The 26,225-nt window shown below is 55.1% G+C and carries 25 protein-coding genes, 1 tRNA gene and 1 pseudogene; 10 read left to right on the top strand and 17 right to left on the bottom strand.

The window, feature by feature from the left end; translation table 11 throughout:
• The 7 genes from lysS to HMPREF3140_RS22815 all read right to left on the bottom strand — a co-directional run.
• Positions 1-1,187, bottom strand: a 1,187-nt coding sequence (gene lysS / locus HMPREF3140_RS22845) for a lysine--tRNA ligase (RefSeq protein ID WP_049129070.1), incomplete at its 3' end; no start/stop codon positions are given.
• 331 nt (positions 1,188-1,518) lie between these two features.
• Positions 1,519-2,994 carry a dipeptide permease DtpD gene (gene dtpD, locus HMPREF3140_RS22840; protein ID WP_032410954.1) on the bottom strand — a complete coding sequence of 492 codons (1,476 nt, stop codon included), beginning with the start codon at positions 2,992-2,994 and terminating at the stop codon, positions 1,519-1,521.
• Between the two features lie 59 nt (positions 2,995-3,053).
• Positions 3,054-5,201 carry a lysine decarboxylase CadA gene (gene cadA, locus HMPREF3140_RS22835; protein ID WP_002892486.1) on the bottom strand — a complete coding sequence of 716 codons (2,148 nt, stop codon included), beginning with the start codon at positions 5,199-5,201 and terminating at the stop codon, positions 3,054-3,056.
• Positions 5,202-5,283: 82 nt separating this feature from the next.
• Positions 5,284-6,618, bottom strand: coding sequence for a cadaverine/lysine antiporter (gene cadB, locus HMPREF3140_RS22830; protein ID WP_002892484.1), 1,335 nt, complete (start codon positions 6,616-6,618; stop codon positions 5,284-5,286).
• Between the two features lie 365 nt (positions 6,619-6,983).
• Complete coding sequence (cadC, locus tag HMPREF3140_RS22825; protein WP_004147422.1) at positions 6,984-8,552, bottom strand: lysine decarboxylation/transport transcriptional activator CadC; 1,569 nt, start codon at positions 8,550-8,552, stop codon at positions 6,984-6,986.
• Between the two features lie 292 nt (positions 8,553-8,844).
• Positions 8,845-9,117, bottom strand: a complete 273-nt coding sequence (locus HMPREF3140_RS22820; RefSeq protein WP_002892402.1) for a YdgH/BhsA/McbA family protein — start codon at positions 9,115-9,117, stop codon at positions 8,845-8,847.
• 100 nt (positions 9,118-9,217) lie between these two features.
• Positions 9,218-10,138 carry a Kdo(2)-lipid IV(A) acyltransferase gene (locus HMPREF3140_RS22815; protein ID WP_002892400.1) on the bottom strand — a complete coding sequence of 307 codons (921 nt, stop codon included), beginning with the start codon at positions 10,136-10,138 and terminating at the stop codon, positions 9,218-9,220.
• 510 nt (positions 10,139-10,648) lie between these two features.
• Between HMPREF3140_RS22815 and HMPREF3140_RS22810 the strand changes: the two genes are divergently transcribed.
• A complete protein-coding gene (locus HMPREF3140_RS22810; RefSeq protein ID WP_023286109.1) occupies positions 10,649-11,515 on the top strand; it encodes a GNAT family N-acetyltransferase in 867 nt (288 codons plus the stop codon).
• Between the two features lie 22 nt (positions 11,516-11,537).
• Here HMPREF3140_RS22810 and HMPREF3140_RS22805 read toward each other — a convergent pair whose 3' ends face one another.
• Genes HMPREF3140_RS22805 through HMPREF3140_RS22790 form a run of 4 tightly spaced genes read right to left on the bottom strand, consistent with a single transcriptional unit; the run spans position 11,538 to position 16,325 of the window.
• Complete coding sequence (locus HMPREF3140_RS22805) at positions 11,538-12,563, bottom strand: fimbrial protein (protein WP_032410952.1); 1,026 nt, start codon at positions 12,561-12,563, stop codon at positions 11,538-11,540.
• A 1-nt stretch (position 12,564) separates the two neighbouring features.
• Positions 12,565-15,000, bottom strand: coding sequence for a fimbria/pilus outer membrane usher protein (locus tag HMPREF3140_RS22800; RefSeq protein ID WP_019705340.1), 2,436 nt, complete (start codon positions 14,998-15,000; stop codon positions 12,565-12,567).
• Between the two features lie 10 nt (positions 15,001-15,010).
• Positions 15,011-15,706, bottom strand: coding sequence for a fimbrial biogenesis chaperone (locus HMPREF3140_RS22795; RefSeq protein WP_004893746.1), 696 nt, complete (start codon positions 15,704-15,706; stop codon positions 15,011-15,013).
• Between the two features lie 58 nt (positions 15,707-15,764).
• Positions 15,765-16,325 (bottom strand): fimbrial protein, encoded by a 561-nt coding sequence (locus tag HMPREF3140_RS22790; RefSeq protein WP_009308069.1) that lies wholly within the window; start codon positions 16,323-16,325, stop codon positions 15,765-15,767.
• 471 nt (positions 16,326-16,796) lie between these two features.
• Between HMPREF3140_RS22790 and HMPREF3140_RS22785 the strand changes: the two genes are divergently transcribed.
• On the top strand, positions 16,797-17,459 hold the full coding sequence (locus HMPREF3140_RS22785; protein ID WP_002892378.1) for a LuxR C-terminal-related transcriptional regulator: 663 nt from the start codon (positions 16,797-16,799) through the stop codon (positions 17,457-17,459).
• Complete coding sequence (locus tag HMPREF3140_RS22780) at positions 17,437-17,742, top strand: hypothetical protein (RefSeq protein WP_004191501.1); 306 nt, start codon at positions 17,437-17,439, stop codon at positions 17,740-17,742. The genes HMPREF3140_RS22785 and HMPREF3140_RS22780 overlap by 23 nt, the downstream gene beginning before the upstream one ends.
• A 52-nt stretch (positions 17,743-17,794) precedes the next feature.
• Here the strand turns inward: HMPREF3140_RS22780 and HMPREF3140_RS22775 are convergent, their stop codons facing one another.
• Both HMPREF3140_RS22775 and HMPREF3140_RS28970 read right to left on the bottom strand, forming a co-directional pair.
• Positions 17,795-19,099 (bottom strand): citrate synthase, encoded by a 1,305-nt coding sequence (locus HMPREF3140_RS22775; protein WP_025368381.1) that lies wholly within the window; start codon positions 19,097-19,099, stop codon positions 17,795-17,797.
• A gap of 45 nt (positions 19,100-19,144) precedes the next feature.
• The gene (locus HMPREF3140_RS28970; RefSeq protein ID WP_020316410.1) at positions 19,145-19,285 is read right to left on the bottom strand and encodes a hypothetical protein; all 141 of its coding nucleotides are present in this window, start codon (positions 19,283-19,285) and stop codon (positions 19,145-19,147) included.
• 324 nt (positions 19,286-19,609) lie between these two features.
• On the opposite strand from HMPREF3140_RS28970, the gene HMPREF3140_RS22765 reads away from it, so the two are divergent.
• The gene (locus HMPREF3140_RS22765) at positions 19,610-19,780 is read left to right on the top strand and encodes a hypothetical protein (protein ID WP_002892370.1); all 171 of its coding nucleotides are present in this window, start codon (positions 19,610-19,612) and stop codon (positions 19,778-19,780) included.
• A gap of 78 nt (positions 19,781-19,858) precedes the next feature.
• Here HMPREF3140_RS22765 and uraH read toward each other — a convergent pair whose 3' ends face one another.
• Together uraH and HMPREF3140_RS22755 are read right to left on the bottom strand one after the other, a co-directional pair.
• A complete protein-coding gene (gene uraH / locus HMPREF3140_RS22760; RefSeq protein WP_002892366.1) occupies positions 19,859-20,260 on the bottom strand; it encodes a hydroxyisourate hydrolase in 402 nt (133 codons plus the stop codon).
• A 393-nt stretch (positions 20,261-20,653) separates the two neighbouring features.
• Positions 20,654-20,947 (bottom strand): hypothetical protein, encoded by a 294-nt coding sequence (locus HMPREF3140_RS22755; RefSeq protein WP_002892360.1) that lies wholly within the window; start codon positions 20,945-20,947, stop codon positions 20,654-20,656.
• Between the two features lie 298 nt (positions 20,948-21,245).
• Here HMPREF3140_RS22755 and HMPREF3140_RS29420 point away from each other — a divergent pair.
• A pseudogene (locus tag HMPREF3140_RS29420) lies at positions 21,246-21,390 on the top strand (integrase); the annotation flags it as partial.
• 19 nt (positions 21,391-21,409) lie between these two features.
• Here the strand turns inward: HMPREF3140_RS29420 and HMPREF3140_RS22750 are convergent.
• Positions 21,410-21,486: transfer RNA gene (locus HMPREF3140_RS22750), tRNA-Arg, on the bottom strand.
• Positions 21,487-21,825: 339 nt separating this feature from the next.
• Here HMPREF3140_RS22750 and folD point away from each other — a divergent pair.
• Together folD and ybcJ are read left to right on the top strand one after the other, a co-directional pair.
• Entirely contained in the window at positions 21,826-22,692 is an 867-nt protein-coding gene (gene folD / locus HMPREF3140_RS22745) for a bifunctional methylenetetrahydrofolate dehydrogenase/methenyltetrahydrofolate cyclohydrolase FolD (protein ID WP_004143017.1), read from the top strand.
• 1 nt (position 22,693) lies between these two features.
• Entirely contained in the window at positions 22,694-22,906 is a 213-nt protein-coding gene (gene ybcJ, locus HMPREF3140_RS22740) for a ribosome-associated protein YbcJ (RefSeq protein ID WP_004143016.1), read from the top strand.
• A 45-nt stretch (positions 22,907-22,951) separates the two neighbouring features.
• Here the strand turns inward: ybcJ and cysS are convergent, their stop codons facing one another.
• A complete protein-coding gene (gene cysS, locus HMPREF3140_RS22735; RefSeq protein WP_004143010.1) occupies positions 22,952-24,337 on the bottom strand; it encodes a cysteine--tRNA ligase in 1,386 nt (461 codons plus the stop codon).
• Between the two features lie 175 nt (positions 24,338-24,512).
• On the opposite strand from cysS, the gene ppiB reads away from it, so the two are divergent.
• The 3 genes from ppiB to HMPREF3140_RS22720 all read left to right on the top strand — a co-directional run bounded on the left by ppiB (position 24,513) and on the right by HMPREF3140_RS22720 (position 26,179).
• Positions 24,513-25,007, top strand: coding sequence for a peptidylprolyl isomerase B (gene ppiB / locus HMPREF3140_RS22730; RefSeq protein WP_004151319.1), 495 nt, complete (start codon positions 24,513-24,515; stop codon positions 25,005-25,007).
• A 3-nt stretch (positions 25,008-25,010) separates the two neighbouring features.
• Positions 25,011-25,733, top strand: coding sequence for a UDP-2,3-diacylglucosamine diphosphatase (gene lpxH, locus HMPREF3140_RS22725; protein WP_004151320.1), 723 nt, complete (start codon positions 25,011-25,013; stop codon positions 25,731-25,733).
• A gap of 107 nt (positions 25,734-25,840) precedes the next feature.
• Positions 25,841-26,179, top strand: a complete 339-nt coding sequence (locus HMPREF3140_RS22720; protein WP_004893771.1) for a hypothetical protein — start codon at positions 25,841-25,843, stop codon at positions 26,177-26,179.
• The last annotated feature ends 46 nt before the right edge of the window (positions 26,180-26,225 follow it).

Genomic DNA, 26,225 nt, shown 5'->3' with positions numbered 1-26,225 from the left:
TCCGCCGGGTATTCGGTGATGAAGGTCGGCTGAATCAGATGCGCTTCCGCCACTTCGTCAAAGATTTCGGTAACTATGCGTCCCAGCCCCCAGCTTTTCTCTACCTGAATACCGATAGATTCCGCCAGCGCTTTCGCCGCGTCGAAGTTATCCAGATCCGCCATGTTGGTTTCCGGACGGTGTTTCTTGATCGCTTCCCGCATGGTCAGTTTTTCAAACGGCTTGCCGAAATCAAACACCTGGTCGCCATACGGCACTTCGGTTTTGCCCAGCACCGTCTGCGCCAGGGTGCGGAACAGCGACTCGGTCAGTTCGATCAGGTCTTTGTAGTCCGCATACGCCATATACAGTTCCATCATGGTGAACTCTGGGTTATGGCGTACCGAGATCCCTTCGTTGCGGAAGTTACGGTTGATTTCAAACACGCGTTCAAAACCGCCAACCACCAGACGTTTCAGATACAGTTCCGGCGCGATGCGCAGGTACATATCGAGATCCAGGGCGTTGTGATGGGTAATGAACGGACGGGCTGACGCACCGCCAGGGATCACCTGCATCATCGGCGTTTCGACTTCCATAAAGCCGCGGGCCACCATGAACTGGCGCATGGTGGCGAGGATCTGCGAACGGATACGGAACGTATGACGCGACTCTTCGTTGGCGATCAGATCCAGATAGCGCTGGCGATAGCGAACTTCCTGATCCTGCAGGCCGTGAAATTTATCCGGCAGCGGGCGCAGGGCTTTGGTCAGCAGGCGCAGCTCGGTGCAGTGGATCGAGAGTTCGCCGGTTTGCGTTTTGAACAGCTTGCCGCGGGCGGCGATGATATCGCCGAGGTCCCATTTCTTAAACTGTTCGTTGTAGACGCCTTCCGGCAGGTCATCGCGCGCCACGTACAGCTGAATGCGGCCGCCGACGTCCTGGAGGGTGACGAAGGAGGCTTTGCCCATCACGCGACGGGTCATCATCCGACCAGCCACCGCAACTTCAACGTTCAGGGAAGCGAGTTCATCGTTGTCCTTCGCATCGAATTCAGCATGCAATTGGTCAGAGGTATGATCGCGACGGAAATCGTTGGGGAAAGCTACGCCCTGCTCACGCAGCGCAGCCAGTTTTTCGCGACGAGCTTTCAGTTCATTATTAAGGTCAATGGCCTCATCGGCACCTTGTGCTTGTTGTTCAGACATATGGATTCCTCATAACCTTGCTTTCAAACTAGCTTCGATAAATTGAACCAGGTCACCCTTCCGCGCGGCCTGTCTCTGGGAAGACACCAGAGCACAATCTTAACGATCCTGGATTCACTCCAAGCTGATCTCACTCAGCTATGGCTTCAGTAACGGTATTTTTTATCGTTGGCCTCCGCGCATGCCAGAATATCCTCCTCCTGTTCACTAAGCTGTGCAAGGAGCGACTTCGCGCTCCGCTGTTGAGGTAATGCCCCCGGTCGCGCTGCGCTTACCGGGGCTACGAATCGCAGCCCGGACAAGGTGTTTACGCCACGAGCCGGGACGAGCGTCAGGCGCCGCCGCCGGTAATTTCACCGGCAGCCGCACGACGTTTGCCAACGCTACAGGCCGCGGCAAAGGCGATAATGACCATCACCGCCACGCAGCCGAGGGTCCATTCGCCCATCTGCGCGAAGAAATGCTGATAGGCGGCAATCGCCGTATCGCTGATTTGCGATTCGGTGGTTTGCTGGGCGACCACGCCCGCCAGCCAGTTGGCCACCGCGCCGGTGGCCAGCATATAGATCCCGGTCAATACGCCGGTGACGCCGGGCATGTTCAGACGGGTGATTTGCGCCATCGCCACCGGGTCGATAAACAGTTCGGCAAAGCCCATCATCGCCAGCCCGGCGACCATCATGCCCATTGAGGCCTGACCGTCAGCCGCGCCATGGCGGGCATTGAGCGCCAGCAGCATAAAGCCGCCGCCCATCAGCAGCAGGCCGAAAGAAAATTTCAGCCAGACGCGCAGCACAGAACGCACGCTGCCTTCCGGGCGCATCAGCCACGCCAGCACCACGCCGGCCGCCATCACCGCTATCGCGTTAACTGACTGGAACAGCGCGGTCGGCACGTCCCAGTTCAGCAGACGACGATTGACGAAGTGGTCGATAAACAGGCTAATCGAGCTCCCGCCCTGCTGCGCCAGCACCCAGAACAGCGTTCCGGCGAGCATCAGCAGGACGATCTGCCACAGCGCGCGACGATGCTCCGGGGCTTTGATCATGATCCGCGCCACCATCTGGGCGGCGAACAGGCAGACGATCGCCAGCAGATAGCCGGACCAGTTGTTTTGCAGCAGCAGCGTGAAAAATACCGGCGCCAGGCAGAGCATCACCAGCAGCCAGCCCCAGGTCGGCAGCACGAACTTCACCGCCCGCAGCGCCGGTTTATCGACGCCGCGGGTATGCCGGAAGTGGCGGCTGCCGCTTAAGAAAATCATCAGGCCGATAAACATACCGATCCCCGCAAGGGCGAAGCCGATATGCCAGCCGTACCACTGCGCCGCCAGTCCGCAGGCGATGGGCGCGGCAATCGAGCCGACGTTGCCGGCGGCGTACAGCAGCGAGAAACCTCCGTCGCGACGCGGGTCGTCGTGAGCGTACAGTTCGCCAAGCAGGCAGCTGATATTGGATTTAAACAGGCCGTAGCCGCAGATGATGATCGCCAGCGCGACGTACAAACTCCAGGCGGAGGTCGACTCAACGCCCAGCACCACATGGCCGAGGGTCATCAACAGCGCCCCGGCAATTACCGCCGTGCGGTTGCCGAGCAGGCGGTCGGCAAGCCAGCCGCCGAGAATAGGGGTAACGTAAACCAGAGATGCGTAAGCGCTGAACAGGCTGATGGCTTGGCTGTCGTCGAAGCCAAGCTGGTGGGTAAGGTAAAGGATGAGTAAGGCGCGCATGCCGTAAAAGCTGAAGTACTCCCAGATCTGGATCGCAACGATGTAGTAAATCGCGCGCGGCTGTGAGGGTGTTTTCATGTGTTCTCCTTGCAGCGTGAAAAAGGGAAGTGGCAAGCCACTTCCCTGGTGTGCGTCTATTACTTGTTATTCTCTTCTTTCAGCACTTTAACGGTGTAACGACCATCCGCCTGACGATAGGCGCCGTGGATATCGGTTTCGAAGCCTGGATAGTGGGCGCCGATTTCGCACAGCATCTGCAGGAACTCCAGCACCGGACGGCTCTCTTCGGTGATCATCTCACCCGGCATCACCAGCGGCACTCCCGGAGGATACGGCAGGATCATGTTGGCGTTGACGCGGCCGACCATCTCTTCGAGATACACTTCTTCCGTCTGACCGTGCAGCTCTTTCTGGAACGCGGCATACGGGGTCATCACCATCGATGGCAGCACTTCAAACGCGCGGAACATCAGATCCGGCAGGTTGTGATGCTCAATCAGTTTGTGAATGTTCTGCGCGAGGTCCTGAATACGCATGTTTTCATAGAATTCAGGATCTTCACGGTACAGCGACGGCAGCATGTTTTTCACCCGCAGGTTCAGGTCGAACGCGCGTTTGAAGTCGGTCAGCGCACGCAGCAGGCTCAGCGCTTTAGTCTTATCGATACCGATACTGAACAGGAACAGCAGGTTGTACGGACCGGTTTTCTCTACCACGATGCCGTGTTCGTCGAGGTATTTCGCCACGATGCTTGCCGGAATACCGAAGTCATCCATGGTGCCGTCTTTCTTCATCCCCGGAGTCAGCAGCGTGACTTTGATCGGGTCGAGGTACATGTGTTCGTTATCGATGTTTTTGAAACCGTGCCATGCGCTGTCGGAACGCAGCGGCCAGCATTCAGGACCATCGATATGCTCCGGCTGCCAGACGTCGAAGAACCAGCCGTCAGACTCGCCTTTCAGACGTTTGATCTCTTTACGGAACTTAATGGAACGTTCAATAGAGCCGTCGATCAGACGCTTACCAGCGTTCCCCTTCATCATCGCCGCCGCGGTTTCGGTGGAGGCCACGATCCCGTAGTGTGGAGAGGTGGTGGTGTGCATCATGTAGGCTTCGTTGAAGGTCTCTTCGTTAACGTCGCCTTTCACGTGGATCATCGACGCCTGGGAGAACGCCGCCAGCAGTTTGTGCGTGGACTGGGTTTCGTAAATCACTTTCCCTTCGACGCGGCCGCCGCTCATCCCGCATTTGCCTTCATAGATCGGCGAGAAGTTGGTGTAAGGCACCCACGCGGAGTCAAAGTGGATGGATTTCACATCCAGGGTTTTCTTGATGAAGTCGGTGTTGTACAGCAGACCATCATAGGTTGAGTTGGTGATAACCGCGTGTACCGGCCAGGTCGCATTCGGCGTCTCTTTCACACGCTTGGCGATAGTCGCGTGCTGGAATTCGCTCTGCGGAATACCGCCGAGGATACCGTAGGCGTTACGGGTCGGACGGAAGTAGATCGGCGTAATGTCGCTCATCATCATCAGGTGAGTCAGCGATTTGTGGCAGTTACGGTCAATCAGCACGGTGCTGCCAGCCGGCGCGGAGTACATGCCGACGATTTTGTTAGCAGTAGAAGTACCGTTGGTCACCATGTAGCTGCGTTCTGCGTTAAACACGCGAGCGATATACTCTTCCGCTTCTTTGTGCGGGCCGCTGTGGTCCAGCAGGGAACCCAGTTCAGAAACCGAAATGGAGATATCGGATTTCATGGTGTTGGAGCCAAAGAAATCGTAGAAGATGCTGCCTACCGGGCTTTTCTGGAACGCGGTACCGCCCATGTGGCCTGGGGTACAGAAGGTATATTTACCTTCACGGACATATTTGAACAGCGCTTTGGTCAGCGGCGGCAGAATGGTGTCGATGTATTCGTCAGTGTTCTGTTTGATTTTGTTCGCGATATCTTCCGCAGCGCCCAGCGCATATTCGAAGAAGCGAACCTGCATGCGCAGATCGTTCAGGCTAACGTCCAGAGTGGAGTAGGTGTTAGCGAACGCATACAGCGGCATGTACTCGTTCATTTTGCTGATTTCTTCGCACAGTTCGAGATTGTATTTATCCCAGTCGAAGATCACGCCGCACAGACGAGAGTTGTTTTCAATAAGTTTTAATAAGTCGTCACGGTCGTTCGGGTAGACAATACGGAAGTCCAGGCGTTCGAGAGCACGATGCAGTTCACGGATGGGTTCTTCTTTGAAGTAAACCCCCATGTGATTCATGATTGCAATAACGTTCATAGTCAAATCTCCAGATGTAGAAAGCCCCTCCCGTCGCGTGATGACAGGTGATGGAAGGAGCCTCAGGAAAACGGGTTACTGATTAGTGCGCGTTAGCGGTGGTGTTGTTATCCGATGCGTTGTTCTGGCGCTGGTGCATTTTGCGACCGTAGAACATCAGGATAATCAGGCTAACGATGAAGGTGCCGGCCAGTTCGAAGGAGCTTGCGCCCATCAGCGCGATGAAGCAGAACACGCAACCCAGTACCGAACAAATCAGGCTAACGAAGTTACGGATGTTGATGCCTTCGAAACGAATCAGGTCAACACAGGAGTAGAAGTAAGGCAGCATGGTCAGCAGTACCGCGATACCGGTCAGTTCGCCGAACAGGTCAGAGGCTTTACCACCGGCGGAGTTCATCAGGGTAATCAGCACCATCAGCGCGGTCATTTTCACTGCGGCCAGCAGCAGGCCTTTTTTCGGAATACCGTTGTTATCAACTTCGCCATACACTTTCGGGAAGTTACCGTCGTTGGCGGCACGCACACCGGCCTGGCCAACCAGCATCATCCACGAGCCCAGAGAAGTCAGGCAGGCAAAGGCGGTGAAAGCGGATACCATCGGTGCAGCCCAGCCGCCGAGGATGGTAGAGGCGCTAATTGCGAACGGCGCACCGGACGCGGCCATCTGAGAAGCAGGATACATACCGGCGATAACCTGAGTCGCGGCGATGTAGACGATACCGGCCATCGCGGTACCCAGCATGGTTGCCAGCGGCACGGTACGTTTCGGGTTTTTCACCATCCCGGTACTCACGGCGGCGGATTCTACGCCAACGAAGGCCCACAGGCAGAGCAGGATACTTTTAATAACCGCGTGGCTATCAGTGGTGCTGGAGGTATTCCAGTTCGCCTGATAGGTAGCGACATCAAACCAGTGCCAGCCGACGACCGCGGTCATGACTACCGGAATAAGCACCAGTACCAGACCAATGGTGGTCAGACGGCTGACCCAGGTCCCGCCGAGCATATTAACGAAAGTAAAGATCCACACGATGGCAATACAGGCAATACCTGCTGGCACCGGGTTATTTAAAATTGGGAAGAACGTAGAGAGATAAGAAACTGCGGTAATCCCGATGGCCAGGTTACCAATCCAGTTTGCATGATAATAAAGGACACCGGTCTGGAAACCGAACGCCGGAGATATTTCGCCAGCGTAGGCAATAGGACCGCCCTGCTGCGGGTTTTTAGTGGCCAGTCGGGCATAAACATAAGCCAGAGACATCGCACCAATAATTGAAATTACCCAGCCCCAAATGGCAATACCACCGATGCTGGCCAGGTTCGCAGGTAATAATGCAATCCCGCTCCCCATCATATTACCGGCGACGACACCGGTACAGGCAAATAGCCCGATCTTCTTGGCAGAACTCATGGTTGTTTTTCTCCTAAGTTTATTTGGGAGGTACAGATCATGATACAGAACCATTAATTGACCCGACCAACTGCCAACAAGATTACTGATTTGTACGAGATAAGTCCTAAAGATAAAGTGATATAAAAACAAACATCAGACAAATGATATTTTGACCTTTTTCGCTTAACATATAAACATGACAACAGGGTGTCAGAAAAAGATAAACATCGTTGTATTACAGAGACTTAAGAGAAGCGGAGCGTGTTACCTGACTGTTATTTAAAGCCTCCTGAATGCTAAATAAAAATAACAACAAGAGGCTTCATGAGAAACATAAATTTAACCTCACCATGCCCAAAACCTTGCACATGATGAGGGTTTACTTATTCTGAAGAGAGAAAGTTGTCGAGATATGGAACGACTCGGTTAACCGACGTCTGGAAAACCCCATTTTCAATCCAGTACAGGGTATCTTCGCCAGGACGTAAATTAAACGCCGTGATGTAAGAATCGGCAGCCAGACGGTTCTCACCTTTCATCTCATAGACTTTGCCTAACAGCACATAATTTAGCCATGACATCTCTAAATCAATCGCACTATTAATTGCGGTATTTGCTTCGTCGACTTTGCCCTTCCCCAATGAATCCACCGCTTTTATTTGATAATAAATCGCCATGTCTTTTATACCCGGCATCGCCCCTACCCGCTCGACTTCACTGTAGAGGGCGGCCAGCTGTTTATCGTCAAGCGGCTGTTGTGAATGGCGCAATACATCCACCAGCGTTTTTTCGGCATAGGCGTAAATAAAATCCGGCGCCCGCTTAATCACATCATCCAGCAGGCTACTGGCCTTACTTAATGAATCGACATCGCCCTTCATTAACAGCTGATGCGACTGGTAGAAATAGGTTAACGCCACGCTTTGCGAGGGCTGATATTGCCTGAGCATCGCCTGCATTCGCGCCGGCCACGGCTGCGCCAGGGCATCCGACAGGCTGTTCATCAGATCGTTCTGGATGGTCAGCTGGTTATCGTTGGTCACAAAGTAGCGCTTATCCAGCATCGTCGAGCTGTCGGCGTTGTCCACCAGCTGGACCGACATAAAGCACTGCTGCGCCCGATAATGGCGCTGATTAACGAACTCAATGGTCAGCGTTTTGCCGGAACTGCTTGGTTCATTGATGTTGTAGTCCGTTTTGTCATGCACCATAAAGGTCGAGAAGGTGTTCAGCGAGGTGGTGATCAGGCTGGCCAGTCCTACGGCGTAGGAGTGCTGCGACGACCAGTTAGCGCAGGAGTTGCCATTCACCAGGTGGATATCGATATCGCGCGGATTGAGCAGCAGACGCGCCTTGTTGACCGGCGGCCGCGATTCCATGCTCGACAGCGCCACCAGCGCCACGCAGGTGCCCAGCGCCAACAGGAACAGCCCCCACACCAGGGCGGTAGTGAGGCGCTTGCGGCCTGACGGCGCGCTGGCCACGGTAGGAGCCGGTGGCGGCGCGGCGGCATCAGGGAGAGGGACAGAGACGTCGGATGGCGCACCGGCGGCCGGCGGCGCAGGAACGGCGGTCGACGGCGAAGGCGTCAGCGCCTCCATCGACGGGGCTAGCTCCTCCCCCTCTTCGGTGCACCAGATCACCGGCACCGTGAGCTTATACCCCCGTTTGGGTACCGTCGCGATGTACTCAAGGCTAACGTCGTCGCCGTCTTTGAGCGACTTGCGCAGTTCAGAAATACTCTGCGTGACGACGTGGCTGGTCACAACGTTCCGGGTCCAGACGTTTTCGATAAGCTCGTCCCGGCTAAGCACTTCCCCCGGATGGCGGGCAAAAAAGACCAGAAGATCGATTAAACGCGGTTCAAGGGTAAGCTGGCGCCCCTTCCTGCTGATTTGGTTTACAGAGGGGGTTACCAGCCATTCACCGACGCGAACAACAGGTTGTAGCATACAAGAAAGCCCCAGACAAAAAGGGAAAGGCGCGATGATAACACATTTGTCCTACCTATTTTTGCCAGGGGTCACTCCCTCAGGCATTAGGCCGGAATTGGCTCTTTATTAACAATAAAAAGCAATAATTCATTAACATCGTGATCATGAAATCTATATATAGCGATAAAAACGCATTTCCGCTGCCGCTATTGCCTAAGGCAATTCCGATAGCAGAAAAAAATAAGCCCGGAGGCTTAACGCGCTCCAGGCTCAATGCGTTGCGCGCCGATACGGCACGCTTTAAAAAAGGTTATTTATACACTTCCGCTGTGGCTTCAAAGTTAGGGCCATGCTCACGCGCAGCGGTGATCACGTAGTACTTTCCGCCTTTCTCATCGGCCAGCTTGGAGAGCTGATCGTGCAGATCGGAAGGCGAAGAGAATTCGCCACCGGACGGCCCCACCGAGATCGGCCCGACTTTGGTCAGTTTGAAGTGTTTCACTTCTTCTTTGGTAATCAACTGCGCGGCGGAGGCGCCAAATGCAACGGCGGAAAGGGCTAACGCGACTATCACTTTTTTCATCCTGCAATCTCCTTGGAATTAGCCTTCAGTCAGGCCCTTTCAGTATAGACGGCGATTTACTAAGCGTGCTACCGATGCGCTTATTTTTTGGCCGAGGCGTTCAGTAACGCGGCGGTACTCCTTCCGGGCGGGTCTTAAAGCGCCGGTGCAGCCACATGTATTGCTCGGGCGCCATCAGGATGCACTGTTCGATAATCTGATTCATCCAGGCCGCCGTAACCTCGGCGCTCGCCAGCGGCGGCGTGCGCTCCGGCGTCAGGGAGATCAATTCATACCCCATGCCGTTGGGCTTGCGCCGCGGAACAAACGGCACAATCGTCGCCCCGGACATTTTCGCCAGCATCCAGGTACCGGTGGTGGTCGCCGCCTGTTCGACGGCAAACAGCGGGGCGAAGACGCTGCTGGCCGGACCGTAGTCATGATCCGGCGCGTACCAGAGAATTTCCCCCTCTTTTAGCGCCCTGACCATCCCTTTCAGATTTTTTCGATCCAGCATGGTCTTGTTAGAGCGCAAGCGTCCCCAGGTTTGCAGCCAGTCAATCAGCGGGTTATCGTTGGGCCGGTAGACGCCAATGCCTGGGGTAAACATGCCGTACATTCGCGCACCCATTTCGAGGGTCAGAAAATGGATACCGATCAGTAAAATGCCCTGCTTTTCTTCCAGAAGCTCCACCACCTCGTTAACGCCGCTGGTCTCGGTCCAGCGCGCTACCCGGTGCGTCGGCCAGAACCAGGCCATGCCGGTCTCCATCAGCCCCATGCCCAGCGATTCAAAGTTTTTCACCAGCAGCGCCTCGCGGTCGGCGGCGCTCATCTCGGGAAAGCAGAGTTCGAGATTACGTCTGGCAATCCGCGCGCGGCTTTTCATCACCCGCATTGCCAGCCGCCCAAGCGCCGTTCCCAGACGGTAGATCACCGGATACGGTAATTGCACCAGCAGCCACAAAAAGCCAATTCCCAGCCACAACAGCCAGTAACGCGGGTGCAACAGCGCGCGGGAAAATTTGGGTAAATTTGACATAGTAATCCTGTTAATTCACTCAATAATAGCTGAGCAAAAACCGCGAAATAAAGTAGCGGATCCTGCACGTAGTATTTTTCCAATTCGTGCGGTAATACTCAATCACAAAGCGCGTTATTATAAGCCGATTCCAGGATAAATTCAGCCCTTACGCTGGGGACTACTCTATTATTAGACGCAACGCGTAAAATTTCCTGTTTAATGCATAAATAAATAAACCTAACCTCTACGGCTCGGCCGATTGTCGATAAAATAGCCAGTACATTTGCCTCAGCCTCTCGACCAATACCTCTTTTACTCACGCTTTATTATGGCGGTAGCGAACGCAAACAGTCCGTTTCGCCCGGTTTGACACGGCCAGCATGCGGTTATTTGTGACTGGGGCAAAGGTTAAGCATCGACATTGCGGATCCTTTTCCCAGATATGCTACGTTTACAGCGCTCATTCGACGCAAGTGCCTTTGCCGACGTCGCCGCTTTCAGAAGCCATAGTGAGAAGGAACTATGACAATGAATTATCAATTAGTGAAGCAAGTCAGAGAAAATACCCCATTAAGAAAAAGCTTCATTGACCTTGCCGTTAAGACTTTTGACCTGTCTTTTGAAGAGTGGTATCAGCAAGGTTACTGGACCGACGCCTATATCCCCTATGCTTTTGTCGAACGCAATAAAGTTATCGCTAACGCTTCGGCCAACATCATCGACCTGCGCTGGCAGGGCGAGCCCCGGCGTTATATTCAGATTGGCACCGTGATGACCGAACCGGACCACCGTAATAAGGGATTAGCCGGCCAGCTTATCCATCACATCCTGCAGGACTGGCAGCAGGAGGCGGACGCCTTCTTTTTATTCGCCAATCCCACCACGGTGGATTTTTACCCCAAATTTGGCTTCACCCGCAGCGAAGAGTATCAATATATTATGCCGGTCTCCCCGCGAGCCGGTGATTTTCGTAAACTGGATATGGACAGCCCTGACGATGTCGCCCTGCTCCGCCATTACTATGAAAAATCCAACCCGTTCTCACCGCTGCGGGTGGAGCATAACTTTGGCCTGCTGATGTTTTACTGCTCAGCCTTTATGAAGCATTTTGTCTATTACTCGGCAAAAAATGAGGCGGTGGTCATCGCCATGCAAAACGGTCCGGTGCTGATCTGCTTTGATCTGTTCTGCGACGTGGGTAAGAGCCTGTCGACGCTGGTCAACGAACTGGCCGATGACCACGTTTACCAGGCCATCCTCGGTTTTACCCCCAGTGAAGACCGGCTCGGCGAGTATGAGAAGATAGAGGGAGAAGATATCCTCTTCGTCTATGACCAGAAGGAAAACCTGTTTAAAGACAGGAAGTTGATGTTTCCTTTACTGGCGCATGCCTGACGGCGCTGTGCCGCCAGGCAGATCAGTTATAAGTCACCACGAAGGTCACGCTGGCGTTCGCTTCGCCCGCAGTCACTGCGGGCTGCGTCTGGATATAGCGGGCCTGATAGGATAAACGATAGTTCGTCTGACTGCCTTTTTTCCCGGACCAGACCTGGCTCACCTGGTTTAGCGGCACCAGCGAGCCGCCGGCACTGAGGATCTGCACGCCAAGTCCGGATGCCCCTTCAGGTTGGTCATCGATTTTAATCACTTCGTTGGCGGCGACAGCGCTGTCCACCGTCGCGTTAAACTGCATAAACACGCTGCCGACATTTTCACAGTTCGTCAGGTTGATGTTAAAAGGAACCGGGGCGGTGGTGCTGTTGAGCCCGGTAAATGCGGTTTTGTTATGCCGTCCGAGGAAGACGTTAATGTTTTTACTGTCGTCAGTAATCTTGCAGGTGGGTGATTTGACCTGAATACAGAGCCCGCTGACGCTGAAGCGCATCGCCTGTACTCCGCCAAGATAAATATCGCCAAGGTAATCATTAAGGCAATATTCGCCCGGCGGCGGTAGACCGCCGTTATCGGCAATTCGCCAGAAATAGATGGTCGGTTTTTTATTTTCCGCCTGAAATGCGCGCTGGCCGGAAAATACCGGCGCGGAAGGCCAGGCCGTGAACAGGGGATCGAAATTAATGCCATCCTGTTCCCCCATCTGAAAGCTGTAGCCGATGCCCGGCAGGCGGTCGATGCTGTAGATATCCCCCGGCTTGCCGTCTCCCGCCGGGCCGACCCGGGAACCGCCAATGCTCTGAAACCCGCCGGGCTCGCTGCCGCTGCAGGCGATCTCCCAGCGTTCGTTATTAGTGATAATCATCCCTCCGTAGCTGTATAGCAGGGAGCCGATGGGGCGATTGCTGACGTCAAGGTTGATACTGGCCTGGCTGACGTTCACTGAATACTCGATAGTTTTGCCACTGACCATCTGGCACGCTGCCGACAGCGAAGTGCAGTACCCGCCGGCCAGCAGAAGAGGTACCCCTGATGCGATGATTTTTTTCATATTACTTCTCCTTTATTCCCGGCCGGCAGACCTGATGCGGCGTGCCGCTGCTAACCTGCTGCACCGCGTCGTCGCGGATGGCATAGGCCAACCGGCAGCGTTGCCCGCTGCGTTCGCCCCATACTACCGAGACGCTGCCGTGGTCTTGCGGCACTCGGGCATACAGCAGCCCGCCCTGACCGACGGCGCCAACCGCCCGACCGTTGTCGTCGAACACCTCCGCGCCCAGCGGGGGCGCCGCGCCATCCGGCAGCGTGACATGGGCAAACCAGGGATAGCCGGTACGCGTGACAAATTTGACCTTCACCGCCGCGCCCGAATCGGGCACCACCGTCGTGCTGCTGGAGACAATCTCCACATGGTCGTTCAGACCCTGCGGATCGAGATCCAGCCAGTTAGCGGTAAAGGGATCGAGGTAAGGGATGATCGTAAAACCCTGGCGGTTAATCGGCTGTCCAAGGCGGTTAGCCACCCGGGCCCCCACCGCGCCGGGCGCTTCCACAATGGCGAAGGTTTCCCCCAGTTCGGGGGTGGCGGTCATGCCGCCCTGATGCGCTACCAGGGCGCCCGATGCCCCCAGCGAGTACTGCTGCTGATGGCGACCGGCGCTGGCGCTGGCGTTCAGGTACGCATAATCCGTCCGCAGGCTACCGTTGGCCGCAACGCTGGCTTCATTTGGGTTCTCCCGCGGCATGTCGTAGCTGGCGGTCAAACCGTAGCTGAAGGCGTTTTTCTCGCCTGCGCTGCCGGTATAGCTGGACTGCAGCTGGCTGCCGTAGTTTTTATCGTGGTTAAAGCGGGTGGTCAGGCTGCCCGCCTGCCCGAACGGCAGCGAAAAGGAGACGCCCACCACCTGATTATTGCGGTGATGGATATCCTGGCTCTGCTGGGCATACAGATAATAATTGAGCTGACCATAGCGGTTGGCATAGCCCAGCTGATATGAGCGCCAGCGGTGGTGGCGGACATCCTCACTCCAGATTCCGTTAAATGACAGACTGCCGCTGCCGGCCTGCTGAGACAACGTCGCGCTGTAGCGGGTCATCTCCCGCCAGTCGTTGGGGTGCCGGTCGTGCTCCCAGGCGGCATCGCGAATGGAGCGATAATTGCCGTCGTTGCTGTGGCTCATCGAGAGCAGCATTCGCGTATCGGATGTAAACGATTTTGATGCGGACACCCGCCAGCGGTAGCCCTCCTGCCAGCCGTGCTCCCTGCCCTTCGCCGCAGAACGGGAAAGATCGACCGCCAGCGCGCCCCAGTAGGTATTGAAGGCGCTGCCGACCAGCGTCGAGTAATAATCTGTCGTCGCGTTAGCGCCGGTATAGCCGCTGATATAGTCATTGAAGCCGTACTGCAGCGTGGCTTCGCCAAATCCCGGCCGCCCGGCGATCCCGTCCTCATCCAGATAGCCCAGCGACAGATCATAATAGACCGCGCCTGCCCGCACCAGGCCAGGCAGCGTGGCGTACGGCACGGTAAAGGTGTCCTGACTGCCATCCGCCTCGTGGATCGTCACCTGTAAATCGCCGCCGGCGTTGGTGGGATAGAGATCGTCGAAGGTGAATTTGCCCGGCGGAACCGTTGCCTCGTACAACAGAGCGCCGTTCTGGGTGACCGTTACGCGGGCGTTGGTGCGCGCCACGCCGCTGACCGACGGCGCAAAACCGCGGCGAGAGCCCGGCAGCATGCGCACATCGGTAGCCAGCCTGCCGCCGATAAAACTGACGCTGTCAAAGAAGGTTCCGTCGGTCCATCCCTGACCCAGCCGTAACGTGGACGCCCAGTTCACTACACTTCTCTCAGCCCAGGTGGCAATGCTATCCCAGTGCGTATTCCCTTCCTGCGCCTGGTAGCTGGACTGGTGATGTAACCGCCAGCCAAAGGCGCGCAGGCTGGCATCCAGCCCGAGATAATGATGGCTGCTGGTGTCCCCGTCGACGATGCTCTGATAGCTATTGGCCTGGTAGCGCAGCACCGCGGCGGGCACGCCGCTATCCACCTTTTTCAGGTTCACCGCCCCCCGATAATGGGGTTGCAGCAGCGCCTGGGGCATATTTACCCGCAGGACGTTTTCCCCGCTGTCATACTCCCAGCCGATCGCCTTATCGATCTGCGAAAAACGCAGGCAGGTGGCCGCGGTTGGCCACTGGGCATCCTTCAGCTGCAGAGCGTCGAACAGCGAGGGTGAGATGCAGGGCTCAAGCTGGCCATCGTGTTCCTGGATAACAAACGTTTCTTCCCCCAGGTCCCGGCCATTCACCGAGAGCGTGCTGCGGTACTGTCCGGCGTGTAGTGGATTACCGTATTGATATTTCTGGAGATCAACCTGCGCGGCGCCGTGCAAATGGGCGCGGTTAAAACTAAACGCCTCTGCCGCCCATGCCTCCTGCCAGGGAAGGAGCAGCATCAACCCAACCTTGATCTCCCTGAGTTTCATAATAATGTCCTTACTGAGGATAATTATGATTCACTACCGCGCCGTAATCATTGATGGTGGTGAAGCTGAATTTGGCTGGCAGCGTGCGCAGCGCGACCCCTTTAGGCGCGATCTCCAGCGAGGAAAACGGGGCGACCATGCCGGCAGCGTGTTTTTGTCCGTTAAGGGTGATGCTGTCGATGGTGATATAGCGCGCTGAGGCATTGCTCACCCGCAACCCGTTGCCCGTAGGAGCCAGCGCCCAGCTCAGGGCTTTTTCCGCGGCTATTTTTTCCGCCGCCACGCCTGCCGGACGGTAAAACAGCTTGATACGCGACCGTATCGCGAGCTGCAGGTAATTGTCAGTCTTGCCATTTTTCGGCTCAGGTGGGATATCCAGAAGATTGAACCAGAACAGCGATTCCCGATCCTGCGGCAGGCGGCTGCCGTTAAACACCAGGCGCCAGCTCTGGCCTTTTCCCGGTTCGATGCGCACAATCGGCGGCAGCACAATAAACGGCGCCGCATCCTTTTCCGGTTGATTTTGCACGCGGCCATCGTCGACCCAGACCTGCGTCAGAGAGGGGGTCTCCCCCATATTGGTGGCCCGGACGGCGATCTCTTTTTTGTCGCCGGGAAAAATAATCCGTGTGCCGTCAATAACCATGCTGGCGTCCGCCGAGGGTAAATAGCTGGACAGCAGCAGTGCCAGAACCATACGCCGCATATTCACCTCCTCCTTGTCGGGGGGATAAACGGCCCCTGAGCGGGGCCGTGGACAGGGGTTACGGATAGACCACCGTAAAGTTGACGTAGGCTGCGACTTTTCCAGCCTTGGCGGCATCAGTCGCATAGTAGCGGGCATAGAAAGGCAGCGAGGCGGAACCATCCTGCTCAGCCACCGCCACCGGGATCGCTTCCAGGCGAGCAACTTTGCCGTCTGCAGCGACCGCCGGGGTCTCCGCGAGGTTAATCGGCGTAAACCGGGTGTTCAGCAGCTCCACATCGACGTTTTCTGCTTCCGTGCCGTCAGTCAGAGTGTTTTTTAGTCGGCCCTCCGTGGAAACGTTTTGATCCTTCTCGAAGTACACCGAGACATTGGTCCCCGGGGAACAGCTCGTCAGATCGATAGTGAAGGGAACCACGCCCGCCGTCTCGCCCGCGCTGCTGAGCGCCGAGCGCTGGACCGTCGGCAGGGTTACCGTCTTGTCTTTATTCTTTACCGTACAGGTATTGTCGATGACTTCACCATTAAAGGTGACTTTGCCATCAGCAGCCTGCGCCGCTACCGGAGAAAGCATCATCATCACCACGAAAGATGCCATTCCTTTGCTGTATTTTTTCATATTCACTCCTCATCACCACGCTTATGGAGAATCGTTCAGGAAATACCCCTGGCGTACTTTATACGTACAATTTATTAATACTCAGTCCATTGGATTAGCCTGTTATCTTTTAACCCCTTCCCTGCACTGACATCCTACTCACTTCATTATTTATTATTCAAATTCGCCACCAGGACCATTTCTACTTTTTATAGAAAAGTCTTAACACCACTCTGAAAAAGAAATACAACAAACGCACAATAAAAACATAACTAATTGTAAATAAAAGGTAATTTTTATTTTTTATTTTCTAAAAAACATTCGAGAAATGCGATCTAACTATCTCACCCTCATTATTAACCACCTCCTCCCACGTTCTCCCCCCTGGATTGAAAGCGCAGGGAGTATGTTATTTATGGCGGGTATTCTCTACAGTAAATTGTCGAATCAGGCAGGACAGCATGCACAGCGTATTTATGCCAGGAGGTCATTATGTTGATCTGCATTGCGGATTCAGAATATTTTAATATTGCCCTGAAAGCGTATATTAATGAACCAAACAGCAAGCCTCTGGATATTAAAGAAATACTCTGTTACCCGTTTAGTGGACAGAGTGAGATGTTCTATACTTTTTTTGCGACCGATGCCGGAGCCCGGCTAAGCACCATCCTTATTGATTACAGCAGCGTCAGCATCGAAGTACTGCAGGTCGCGCTCAGTTTAAAATCGTTTAATCCCCTGATCCGGATCTTTATTTTTGCCAAATCAGGCTACCCGTTGAGCGAGCTCGAACGCAGCCTCGCCATTGTGCTCGGCGCAGAGTTCATCACCAGTTTTGCCGGGCTCAGCGCTGCCCTTGCCCGCGGTCCGCGCTTGACATCGCCCCCCGCCGACAAGCTCTATATCGCCATACCTGACAGCTATAACCTGACCCGTAAGGAAACTTTTTTAATCAGCCTGCTGATGGGGGGAATGCCGTTGTGTCACGTGGCCAGCACCATGCAGCTCACGATCAAACGGGTCTACTACTACCGTTCACGCGTCCTTAGCAAGCTGGCGGTGAAAAATAACGTGGAACTGATGAACAAAGTTCAGGGGATGGTGTTGCGCCACTACCGACAGGAGACAGGCCATGAAATCGTATCTCTACGCTAAAAATCGCCTCATGTTGATTATCCTGAGCTGGCTAAGCGCAGACGAGGCGTTGCCATCTCGTCATGATTTCCAGCAGACTGAAACCATCCTCAGCACCCTGCATATACCGTATGTGCTGAAGCCCGACCTTGATCAACTGAGAGCTACGCTACAGCCATTACTCGCCACGCCCAGGCCGCAGGCCTGTGAGGTAGGCGCTTTTCTCAGCGCCCTGTTGGCGCTGTATACCCGGTTAACCGAATATACCGCCGTCGAGCACTATCTGCTCTCCCGGCATCTCTGAGTAGTAACCCGCCTGGGCAGGAAGACGCCGCGCGCCTCCTGCCTGTAAGGCATTACCTTAGCTCAGCAGACCGCTCGCCGCGTCGGGAGACGTAATCCCGATAGCCCTCGCCAACGTAAATCTGCCGTGGCCGGTAGATGGTCAGCGGCGCCTGGTGCATCTCGTTCCAGTGCGCCACCCAACCGACCGTCCGACCGACCGCGGTGACCACCGCAAACATCGACGAAGGCAGATTCATCGCTTTAAGGATCACCGCGGTATAGAAATCCACGCTTGGCGACAGGCCATTGTCCACAAAATAGGGGTCGGTCAGCGCCACGTCCTCAAGGGCCATCGCCACCTGCAGCAGGCGGTCGGACATGCCTACCTCCGCCAGCACCCGATGGCTGGTTTCACGCAGGATATCGGCGCGCGGGTCACGGTGACGGTAGCGCGAGTTGCCAAAACCCAGCCGGCGAAATGCCTGCGGATCGCGCTTCGCCTGGCGCAGAAACGCCGGAACCTGATCGACGCTTTCAATCTCCTCCAGCATTCGCATGCTCGATTCATTTGCTCCGCCATGCATCGGCCCCCACAGCGACGCCAGCCCGGCGGCGACGCAGGCGAATAAGTTCGCCCCGGAGGAGCCCGCCGCGCGCACCGTAGTGGTCGAGGCGCACTGCCCGTGATCGGCATGCAGCACCAGGATCTGGTTCATCGCCTGCTCGATAACCGGATTGAGAACGTATTTTTCCGCCGGGATAGCAAACAGCATCTGCAGGAAATTACCGGCATAGGAGAGATCGTTGCGCGGATACGCCGCGGGTTGCTCAATGGTGTACTTGTAGCTCATGGCGGCGATAGTGGGCATTTTCGACAGCAACCGGGTGGCGGCCAGCGCCCGGTGCTGCAGATTTTCCACGTCCAGGACGTCATGATAAAACGCCGCCAGCGCCCCCACCAGGGCGCACATCAGCGCCATCGGGTGCGAGTCGCGACGAAAGCCGCTGCACATGCGGGCTATCTGCTCATGGACCAGAGTATGGCGGGTGATGGTCTCGCGAAAGGTTTGATAGCAGGCCTCATCCGGCGCGTCACCGTTCAGCATGATGTAGGCCACTTCGAGAAAATCGCACTGGCGAGCCAGCTGATCCACCGGATAGCCGCGGTGCAATAGCACGCTGTTTTCCGTATCGATCCACGAGATCGCCGACTGGCATCCGGCGGTGTTGGCGAAGCCGGGGTCATAGCTGCAGAATCCGGACTGATTTAGCCCGCGCATGTCAACTCCCACCGGCCCCCGCGTTCCCGGCACCTGCGGCAGGGCGATGGGCGGTTGTTGTCCAGCAAAAGAAAGCGTTAACGGTGTAGTGCTCATCCTGTTAGTCCCCCAGCAAGCTTATCAGCGACCCGAAGTCATTCTTCAGGCGGAAAGACCAACATAACCAATGTGATGCAGCTTATTCATTGATGTCATCACTATAACCCTGGCAAAGAGGATATTTTGCTGGCCTTCACGGGGAAACAGGCCGTCTTTCCCCAGCCCACCGCCGGATAGCGGCACAAATCGCCAAGGATAAAGGCGATCATCGCTGTCAAAATTTACGTTGAGTAAAGAAAGGATGAAGAGGAGCTACCATGAATTTTGTGCTGTCGATGACCCTTATCTGCATCGCCATCGCCTGGCTGATGATGAGCCTCCTGCCGGTGTAGATGCACCGCTAACCGCCACGCCAGTGGTCTGGATAACCCCTCCTTCAATTGATTTCCGCCGTGGTCTTCGCCTCTGAGGTTTCATAAGAGCCATATAAGAAGTACTGGTTGCATATCAGGCTGTTGCGTTTTCCCGCCGAGGGGTAGGCTAAAGGCCCACTGTTAAGGAGGTGATATGTCTGGACTGATCAATCCACATGCGGCCCCGGAAGAAGCAGCCTATGCGCTGCTGATTGAGCTCGTTCGCGCCCAGCGCGTGCCGCAATATGAAGGCGAAATTTCCGGCCTGCTGGCGATGTACGACGAAGCCGTTAAACACTTTAAAGAGAAAGAGACCGAGCGTTAGGCGTGGACATCGTGGTGCGAGGAAAGCGTGACGCCTGCGGAAGCCGCGCAGGCGTTGGCTGGATAGCGGCTTGGGTCATCAGCTGCCGCGGTAGGTAGAGTATCCGTACTGACTGAGCAGCAGCGGGATATGCAGTTTTTGATTTTGCTTTGTGACATTGAAAATAACCGGAATCACCGGGAAGAACGTATTCATATTTTGGCTTTTAAAATAGTCACCGGTTTTAAACGTCACTTTATACACCCCCGGCTCCATATTCTCCGCCTGCGGATAGAGCGATTTAATCCGCCCATCGGCATCCGTTTTACCGGTGGCGATATGCTGCCAGCTCTCCCCCTGCTGTTTATCCAGCTCAATCTGCACCCCCGGTGAAGGGAGCCCGGTTTGCTGATTAAGAATGTGTACGCTGAGCGTCCCCTCTGGCGCCGCCAGCGCGCTGAAGCTGAGCAGAGAAATTACGGAGGCGATAACTAATTTCATAATCGTGACCTTATTGGGCAAGTGAAAGTGCCCTAACTATAGTCAGCGCGGCGGGGAAAAAAATTAAACTTTTTGTTATCAGTTTGAGTTGATGGGTACTGTCTCCACACACAACACGCTGAACCGGTTTCCTCGTAAGAAGAGGAAGTGTCTTATGAGTAGGTAGCCCCGTGCTCTTAGTAACAGGATACGGTGGCACTAAGTCTATCAGGCAGGGGAAATAGATTTGCTGGGTTCAAATATCACAAGGTAAAAAGATACGCCGTGGCCTCTGCCGCCTCTACCAGAACAGTGCTTACTGCAAATGGGCTGCAGTATTCGAAATAATCATTTAATATTATTTAAACTACTATTCCAGCGTAAGTAATCACCTGGTTCAGATATTGATCGTTATCATTGATTCTCTTGTCGCCACGCCTTAACCATCTCCTTTGTTACCTCTTTCTTGTAGCAAATAGGTGAGTACCCACCAGCTTTGCTCCAGGCACTGCGGCCACCGCACGAGCTGCCGTTCCGGGCGGTATTGAAGGGACAGGCACAAGTACCGGGGTAGGATGCGACAGAGTCATCAATAATCCTTTGACTGACCTGATCATCGCTTAAGGAATTCGATTTGGCGATGGAAATATCTGATGCAAAGACGCACACAACAGCGAATACGGAGATGGCGACGAATTTGATGTTCATTCGGATCTTTCCAGGCAGTGGATGAACATCGAGGGTATGCTTTCAAATAGTGTTCAATATTGATCTATAACAACTGTACTTCACGCCAGCTTAAAATGCGATATTTAACCCAGTCAGACAGAACCTAAAGCTATAATGACTATTAGCCTGTTACCGGCAACATATTTTCACATTCCTGCAGAGCGCTTATTCTGCACTCAGCTATAACCAGCATTAACCATTCTGTTCGATATTACAGAGCAGTAATGCTGTACTCTGACTGGCCATCGTCCGACAGATACTACAAGACATTAGAATCATCGAAATGGTCCGTCGATATGCTCACCTGGCACCTAACCATTTAACTGAGCACGCACGTCAAATTGACTCAATTTTTGCAAATTTTTGCAGAAGATGTCCCAAATATGTCCCACAAGGAAAAATCAGCGACTGGAGGAAGTTGATAAGTGATTGATTATTAAATGGCACGCCCTACAGGATTCGAACCTGTGACCTACGGCTTAGAAGGCCGTTGCTCTATCCAGCTGAGCTAAGGGCGCCCTGAGAAGCGAGTGCTTCGCGGAGTGAAACGCGTGGAATTATACGGTCCACGTCGGTTGAGTCAATCCATTTTGCCAGGAAACTGCGGGGCTTATACGACGCTGGCGAAATATCCTCCACCAACTGTACAAGAAGCATACCGCCGGGCCTAATGCGCGCGTAAATCGACTCAGAGGCCAGGCGCAACGCACCAATAACCATGTAATAACCATGGTCATAACAGGCTAAATTAGCCTCAGACAGGATAAAACAGCAAACGAGGACTGACAGCGAGGCCCGCTTCTGACAAAATATCCTCATCCCCCTTTCGTAAAGATACAGATGGAATCCTCTCTCTGATGGCAGCAAAAATTATTGACGGTAAAACGATTGCGCAGCAGGTACGCTCTGAGGTTGCGGAAAAAGTGAAGGCTCGCGTTGCGGCCGGAAAACGCGCCCCTGGGCTGGCCGTCGTGCTGGTCGGCAGCAACCCGGCCTCGCAGATTTATGTCGGCAGCAAGCGCAAAGCATGTGAAGAAGTGGGCTTCGTCTCCCGCTCTTACGATCTCCCGGAAACCACCAGCGAAGCCGAGCTGCTGGAGCTTATCGACACTCTGAATGCCGATAAGACCATCGACGGTATTCTGGTTCAGCTGCCCCTGCCGGCAGGGATCGATAACGTCAAAGTTCTCGAGCGCATCGCGCCGGATAAAGACGTCGACGGCTTCCATCCTTACAACGTTGGCCGCCTGTGCCAGCGCGCGCCGCGCCTGCGTCCGTGCACTCCGCGCGGTATCGTGACCTTGCTGGAACGCTACAATATCGACACCTACGGCCTCAATGCGGTGGTCATTGGCGCCTCCAATATCGTCGGTCGCCCGATGAGCATGGAGCTGCTGCTGGCCGGCTGCACCACCACCGTCACCCACCGCTTTACAAAAAACCTGCGCCATCATGTCGAAAACGCCGACCTGCTGATCGTCGCGGTGGGCAAACCGGGCTTTATTCCTGGCGAGTGGATTAAAGAAGGGGCGATTGTGGTCGATGTCGGCATCAACCGTCTGGAAAGCGGCAAAGTGGTCGGCGACGTGGTGTATGAAGATGCCGCCGAACGCGCGTCCTACATCACCCCGGTTCCCGGCGGCGTTGGCCCGATGACCGTCGCTACCCTGATTCAGAACACGCTGCAGGCGTGCGAAGAGTATCACGACGTTGAGGAGGCCTGAGATGGCGACATTTTCCTTAGGTAAACACCCGCACGTTGAGCTGTGCGATCTGCTGAAGCTGGAAGGCTGGAGCGAAAGCGGCGCCCAGGCGAAGATCGCCATCGCCGACGGGCTGGTAAAAGTCGACGGCGCGGTGGAAACCCGCAAACGCTGCAAAATCGTCGCTGGTCAGACGGTGAGCTTTGAAGGCCAGAGCGTGACCGTCACGGCCTGACAACGAAAATAAAAACGCCCGCTTTTGCGGGCGTTTTTTTATGGCTTACTTCCGGCGCCAGGTGGTGCCCTGCGGGCCATCTTCCAGCACAATGCCCATCTCGTTGAGACGGTCGCGCGCCGCATCCGCCGCCGCCCAGTCTTTCGCTTTGCGTGCGTCCAGACGCTGCTGGATGAGCGATTCGATCTCCGCCACTTCCGCGTCGTCAACCTGCGCGCCGCTCTGCAGGAACGCCTCCGGCTCCTGCTCCAGCAGACCCAGCACCGCAGCAAGCTTACGCAGGTGGGCCGCCATGGCGTTCGCCGCGGCCGCGTCCTCGGTTTTCAGGCGGTTTACTTCACGCGCCATATCGAACAGCACCGAATAGGCTTCCGGGGTGTTGAAGTCGTCGTCCATCGCCTCGATAAAGCGTGCTTCGAAGGCTTCGCCCCCCGCCGCGTCGACGGATTTGTCCGTCCCGCGCAGCGCGGTGTACAGACGCTCCAGCGCCGAACGCGCCTGCTTGAGGTTCTCTTCGCTGTAGTTCAGCTGGCTGCGATAGTGGCCGGACATCAGGAAGTAGCGAATCGTCTCCGCATCGTAATACTTCAGCACGTCGCGGACGGTAAAGAAATTACCCAGCGATTTCGACATCTTCTCGCGGTCAACCATCACCATGCCGGAGTGCATCCAGTAGTTGACGTATTCGCCGTCGTGGGCGCAGGTGGACTGGGCGATTTCGTTTTCATGGTGCGGGAACATCAGATCCGAACCGCCGCCGTGAATATCGAAGTGGTTGCCAAGCTGCTTGCAGTTCATCGCCGAGCACTCGATATGCCAGCCCGGACGGCCCGCGCCCCACGGCGACGGCCAGCTCGGCTCGCCCTCTTTCGACATTTTCCACAGGACGAAGTCCATCGGGTTACGCTTGACGTCAACCACGTCGACGCGCGCCCCCGCCTGCAGTTGATCGAGATCCTGGCGTGACAGCAAACCGTAGTTCGGGTCCGTCGGCACGTCGAACATCACGTCGCCGTTATCTGCCACGTAAGCATGGCCTTTGGCGATCAGCTGCTCGGTGATCTCAATGATCTCCGCAATATGGTGCGTTGCGCGCGGCTCGCTGTCGGGACGCAGAATATTCAGCGCGTCAAAATCTTTGTGCATTTCGGCAATCATGCGATCGACCAGCGCGACAAAGCTTTCGCCGTTTTCATTAGCGCGCTTAATGATTTTGTCGTCGATATCGGTGATATTGCGCACGTACTTCAGCTTATAGCCAAGAAAACGCAGATAGCGCGCCACGACGTCAAAGGAGACGAAGGTACGTCCATGGCCGATATGACAGAGATCGTAAACGGTAATACCACACACGTACATGCCGACTTCCCCGGCATGGATAGGTTTAAATTCCTCTTTCTGGCGCGTCAGTGTATTAAAAATTTTTAACATCGAAGATTCCGTGTAGACGTGTGTGGGTAATGAAGTCTCTATAATACCCATAATTCAGACCGGACGCAGCACACATTGCAAGGTGCATCGACCCCCGCGGTTATGCTATAACACCCCCCTATATCTCACCCGACACCGGGTGCTGGCACCACACTCATCGGAACAGGATGCAAAAATGGTTACTTTCCACACCAATCATGGCGATATCGTAATCAAAACGTTTGACGACAAAGCGCCGGAAACAGTTAAAAACTTCCTGGACTACTGCCGCGAAGGTTTCTACGACAACACCATTTTCCACCGTGTTATCAACGGCTTCATGATTCAGGGCGGCGGTTTTGAACCTGGCATGAAACAAAAAGCGACCAAATCTCCGATTCAGAACGAAGCGAACAACGGTCTGAAAAACACCCGCGGCACGCTGGCGATGGCCCGTACTCAGGCGCCGCACTCTGCCACCGCGCAGTTCTTCATCAACGTGGTTGACAACGACTTCCTGAACTTCTCCGGCGAAAGCCTGCAGGGTTGGGGCTACTGCGTCTTCGCGGAAGTGGTTGAAGGCATGGACGTGGTTGACAAAATCAAAGCGGTTGCCACCGGCCGCAGCGGCATGCACCAGGATGTGCCGAAAGATGATGTGATCATCAAAAGCGTCACCGTCAGCGAGTAATTCGTGGCGACACTTTTTATTGCAGATTTGCACCTGCAAACAGAAGAACCGGCGATCACCGCCGGTTTTCTGCGTTTTTTACAGGGCGAAGCCCGCCAGGCAGACGCTCTGTATATCCTTGGCGATCTGTTTGAGGCATGGATCGGCGATGACGATCCTAACCCGCTGCACCAACAAATTGCCTCGGCAATCAAAGCCGTCGTCGACGCCGGCGTGCCGTGCTACTTCATCCATGGCAACCGCGATTTTCTCGTCGGCCAGCGCTTTGCCCGCCAGAGCGGGATGATCCTGCTCGCCGAAGAAGAGCGACTGGACCTCTATGGCCGTGAAGTCTTGATCATGCATGGCGACACGCTGTGCACCGATGACCAAGGCTATCTGGCGTTTCGCGCCAAAGTCCACACCCCGTGGATCCAGCGTTTGTTCCTGGCCCTGCCGCTGTTTATTCGCCGTCGCATCGCCGCCCGCATGCGCGCCGACAGCAAAGCCGCCAACAGCAGTAAATCAATGGAAATTATGGATGTAAATCCACAGGCGGTAGTTGACGCGATGGAGCGGCATCACGTGCAGTGGCTGATCCACGGCCATACCCATCGCCCGGCGGTTCATGAACTGCAGGCCAACGGCCAACCCGCATGGCGTGTGGTACTTGGCGCCTGGCACAGCGAAGGTTCGATGGTCAAGGTGACGCCGGACGACGTCGAACTAATCCACTTTCCGTTCTAATTCCTGCGCGAGTACAATTCCGAAAGCGCCTTTTGCCCGGGCGAAGGTGCGCGCTTCCCCCCGCCCTGCATGCTAGTCTTCCACAACGTCACTCTCAAGGAACGAGCATGAGCAGGAAAAAGTGGAGTCAGCCGCTGATGTGGGGAATGATCATCGCGATCCTCAACCCGTTAGGGGTAAGTTATATCGCCTTAATCGGCGTCGTTATCGGCAACACGCTGACGTTTGTCTGGTGTGCGATGCTGGCGTGGGCTATCTATTTTTATGCCATTTATTTGCTCTGCACCCGCCCTCACGATAGCCGGCTGGTACAAATCTATTTACTGCTTATGGGCACCCTGATGCTCCCGTGGGGGTTAGTGCTGCTTATCACCTGTATCATGAGGGAGATAAAGGTCAATCAGGCACCCACGCCATCACCTCCAGGCGAGACAAAAGACGGCTAACCATGCGCACGCAACCGTTTTCCTTGCTGGCAGTTCATGCTATTCT

Source organism: Klebsiella sp. HMSC16A12 (assembly GCF_001808265.1).
Lineage (GTDB): Bacteria > Pseudomonadota > Gammaproteobacteria > Enterobacterales > Enterobacteriaceae > Klebsiella > Klebsiella pneumoniae.
This window is presented reverse-complemented; position numbering and strand designations above follow the sequence as displayed.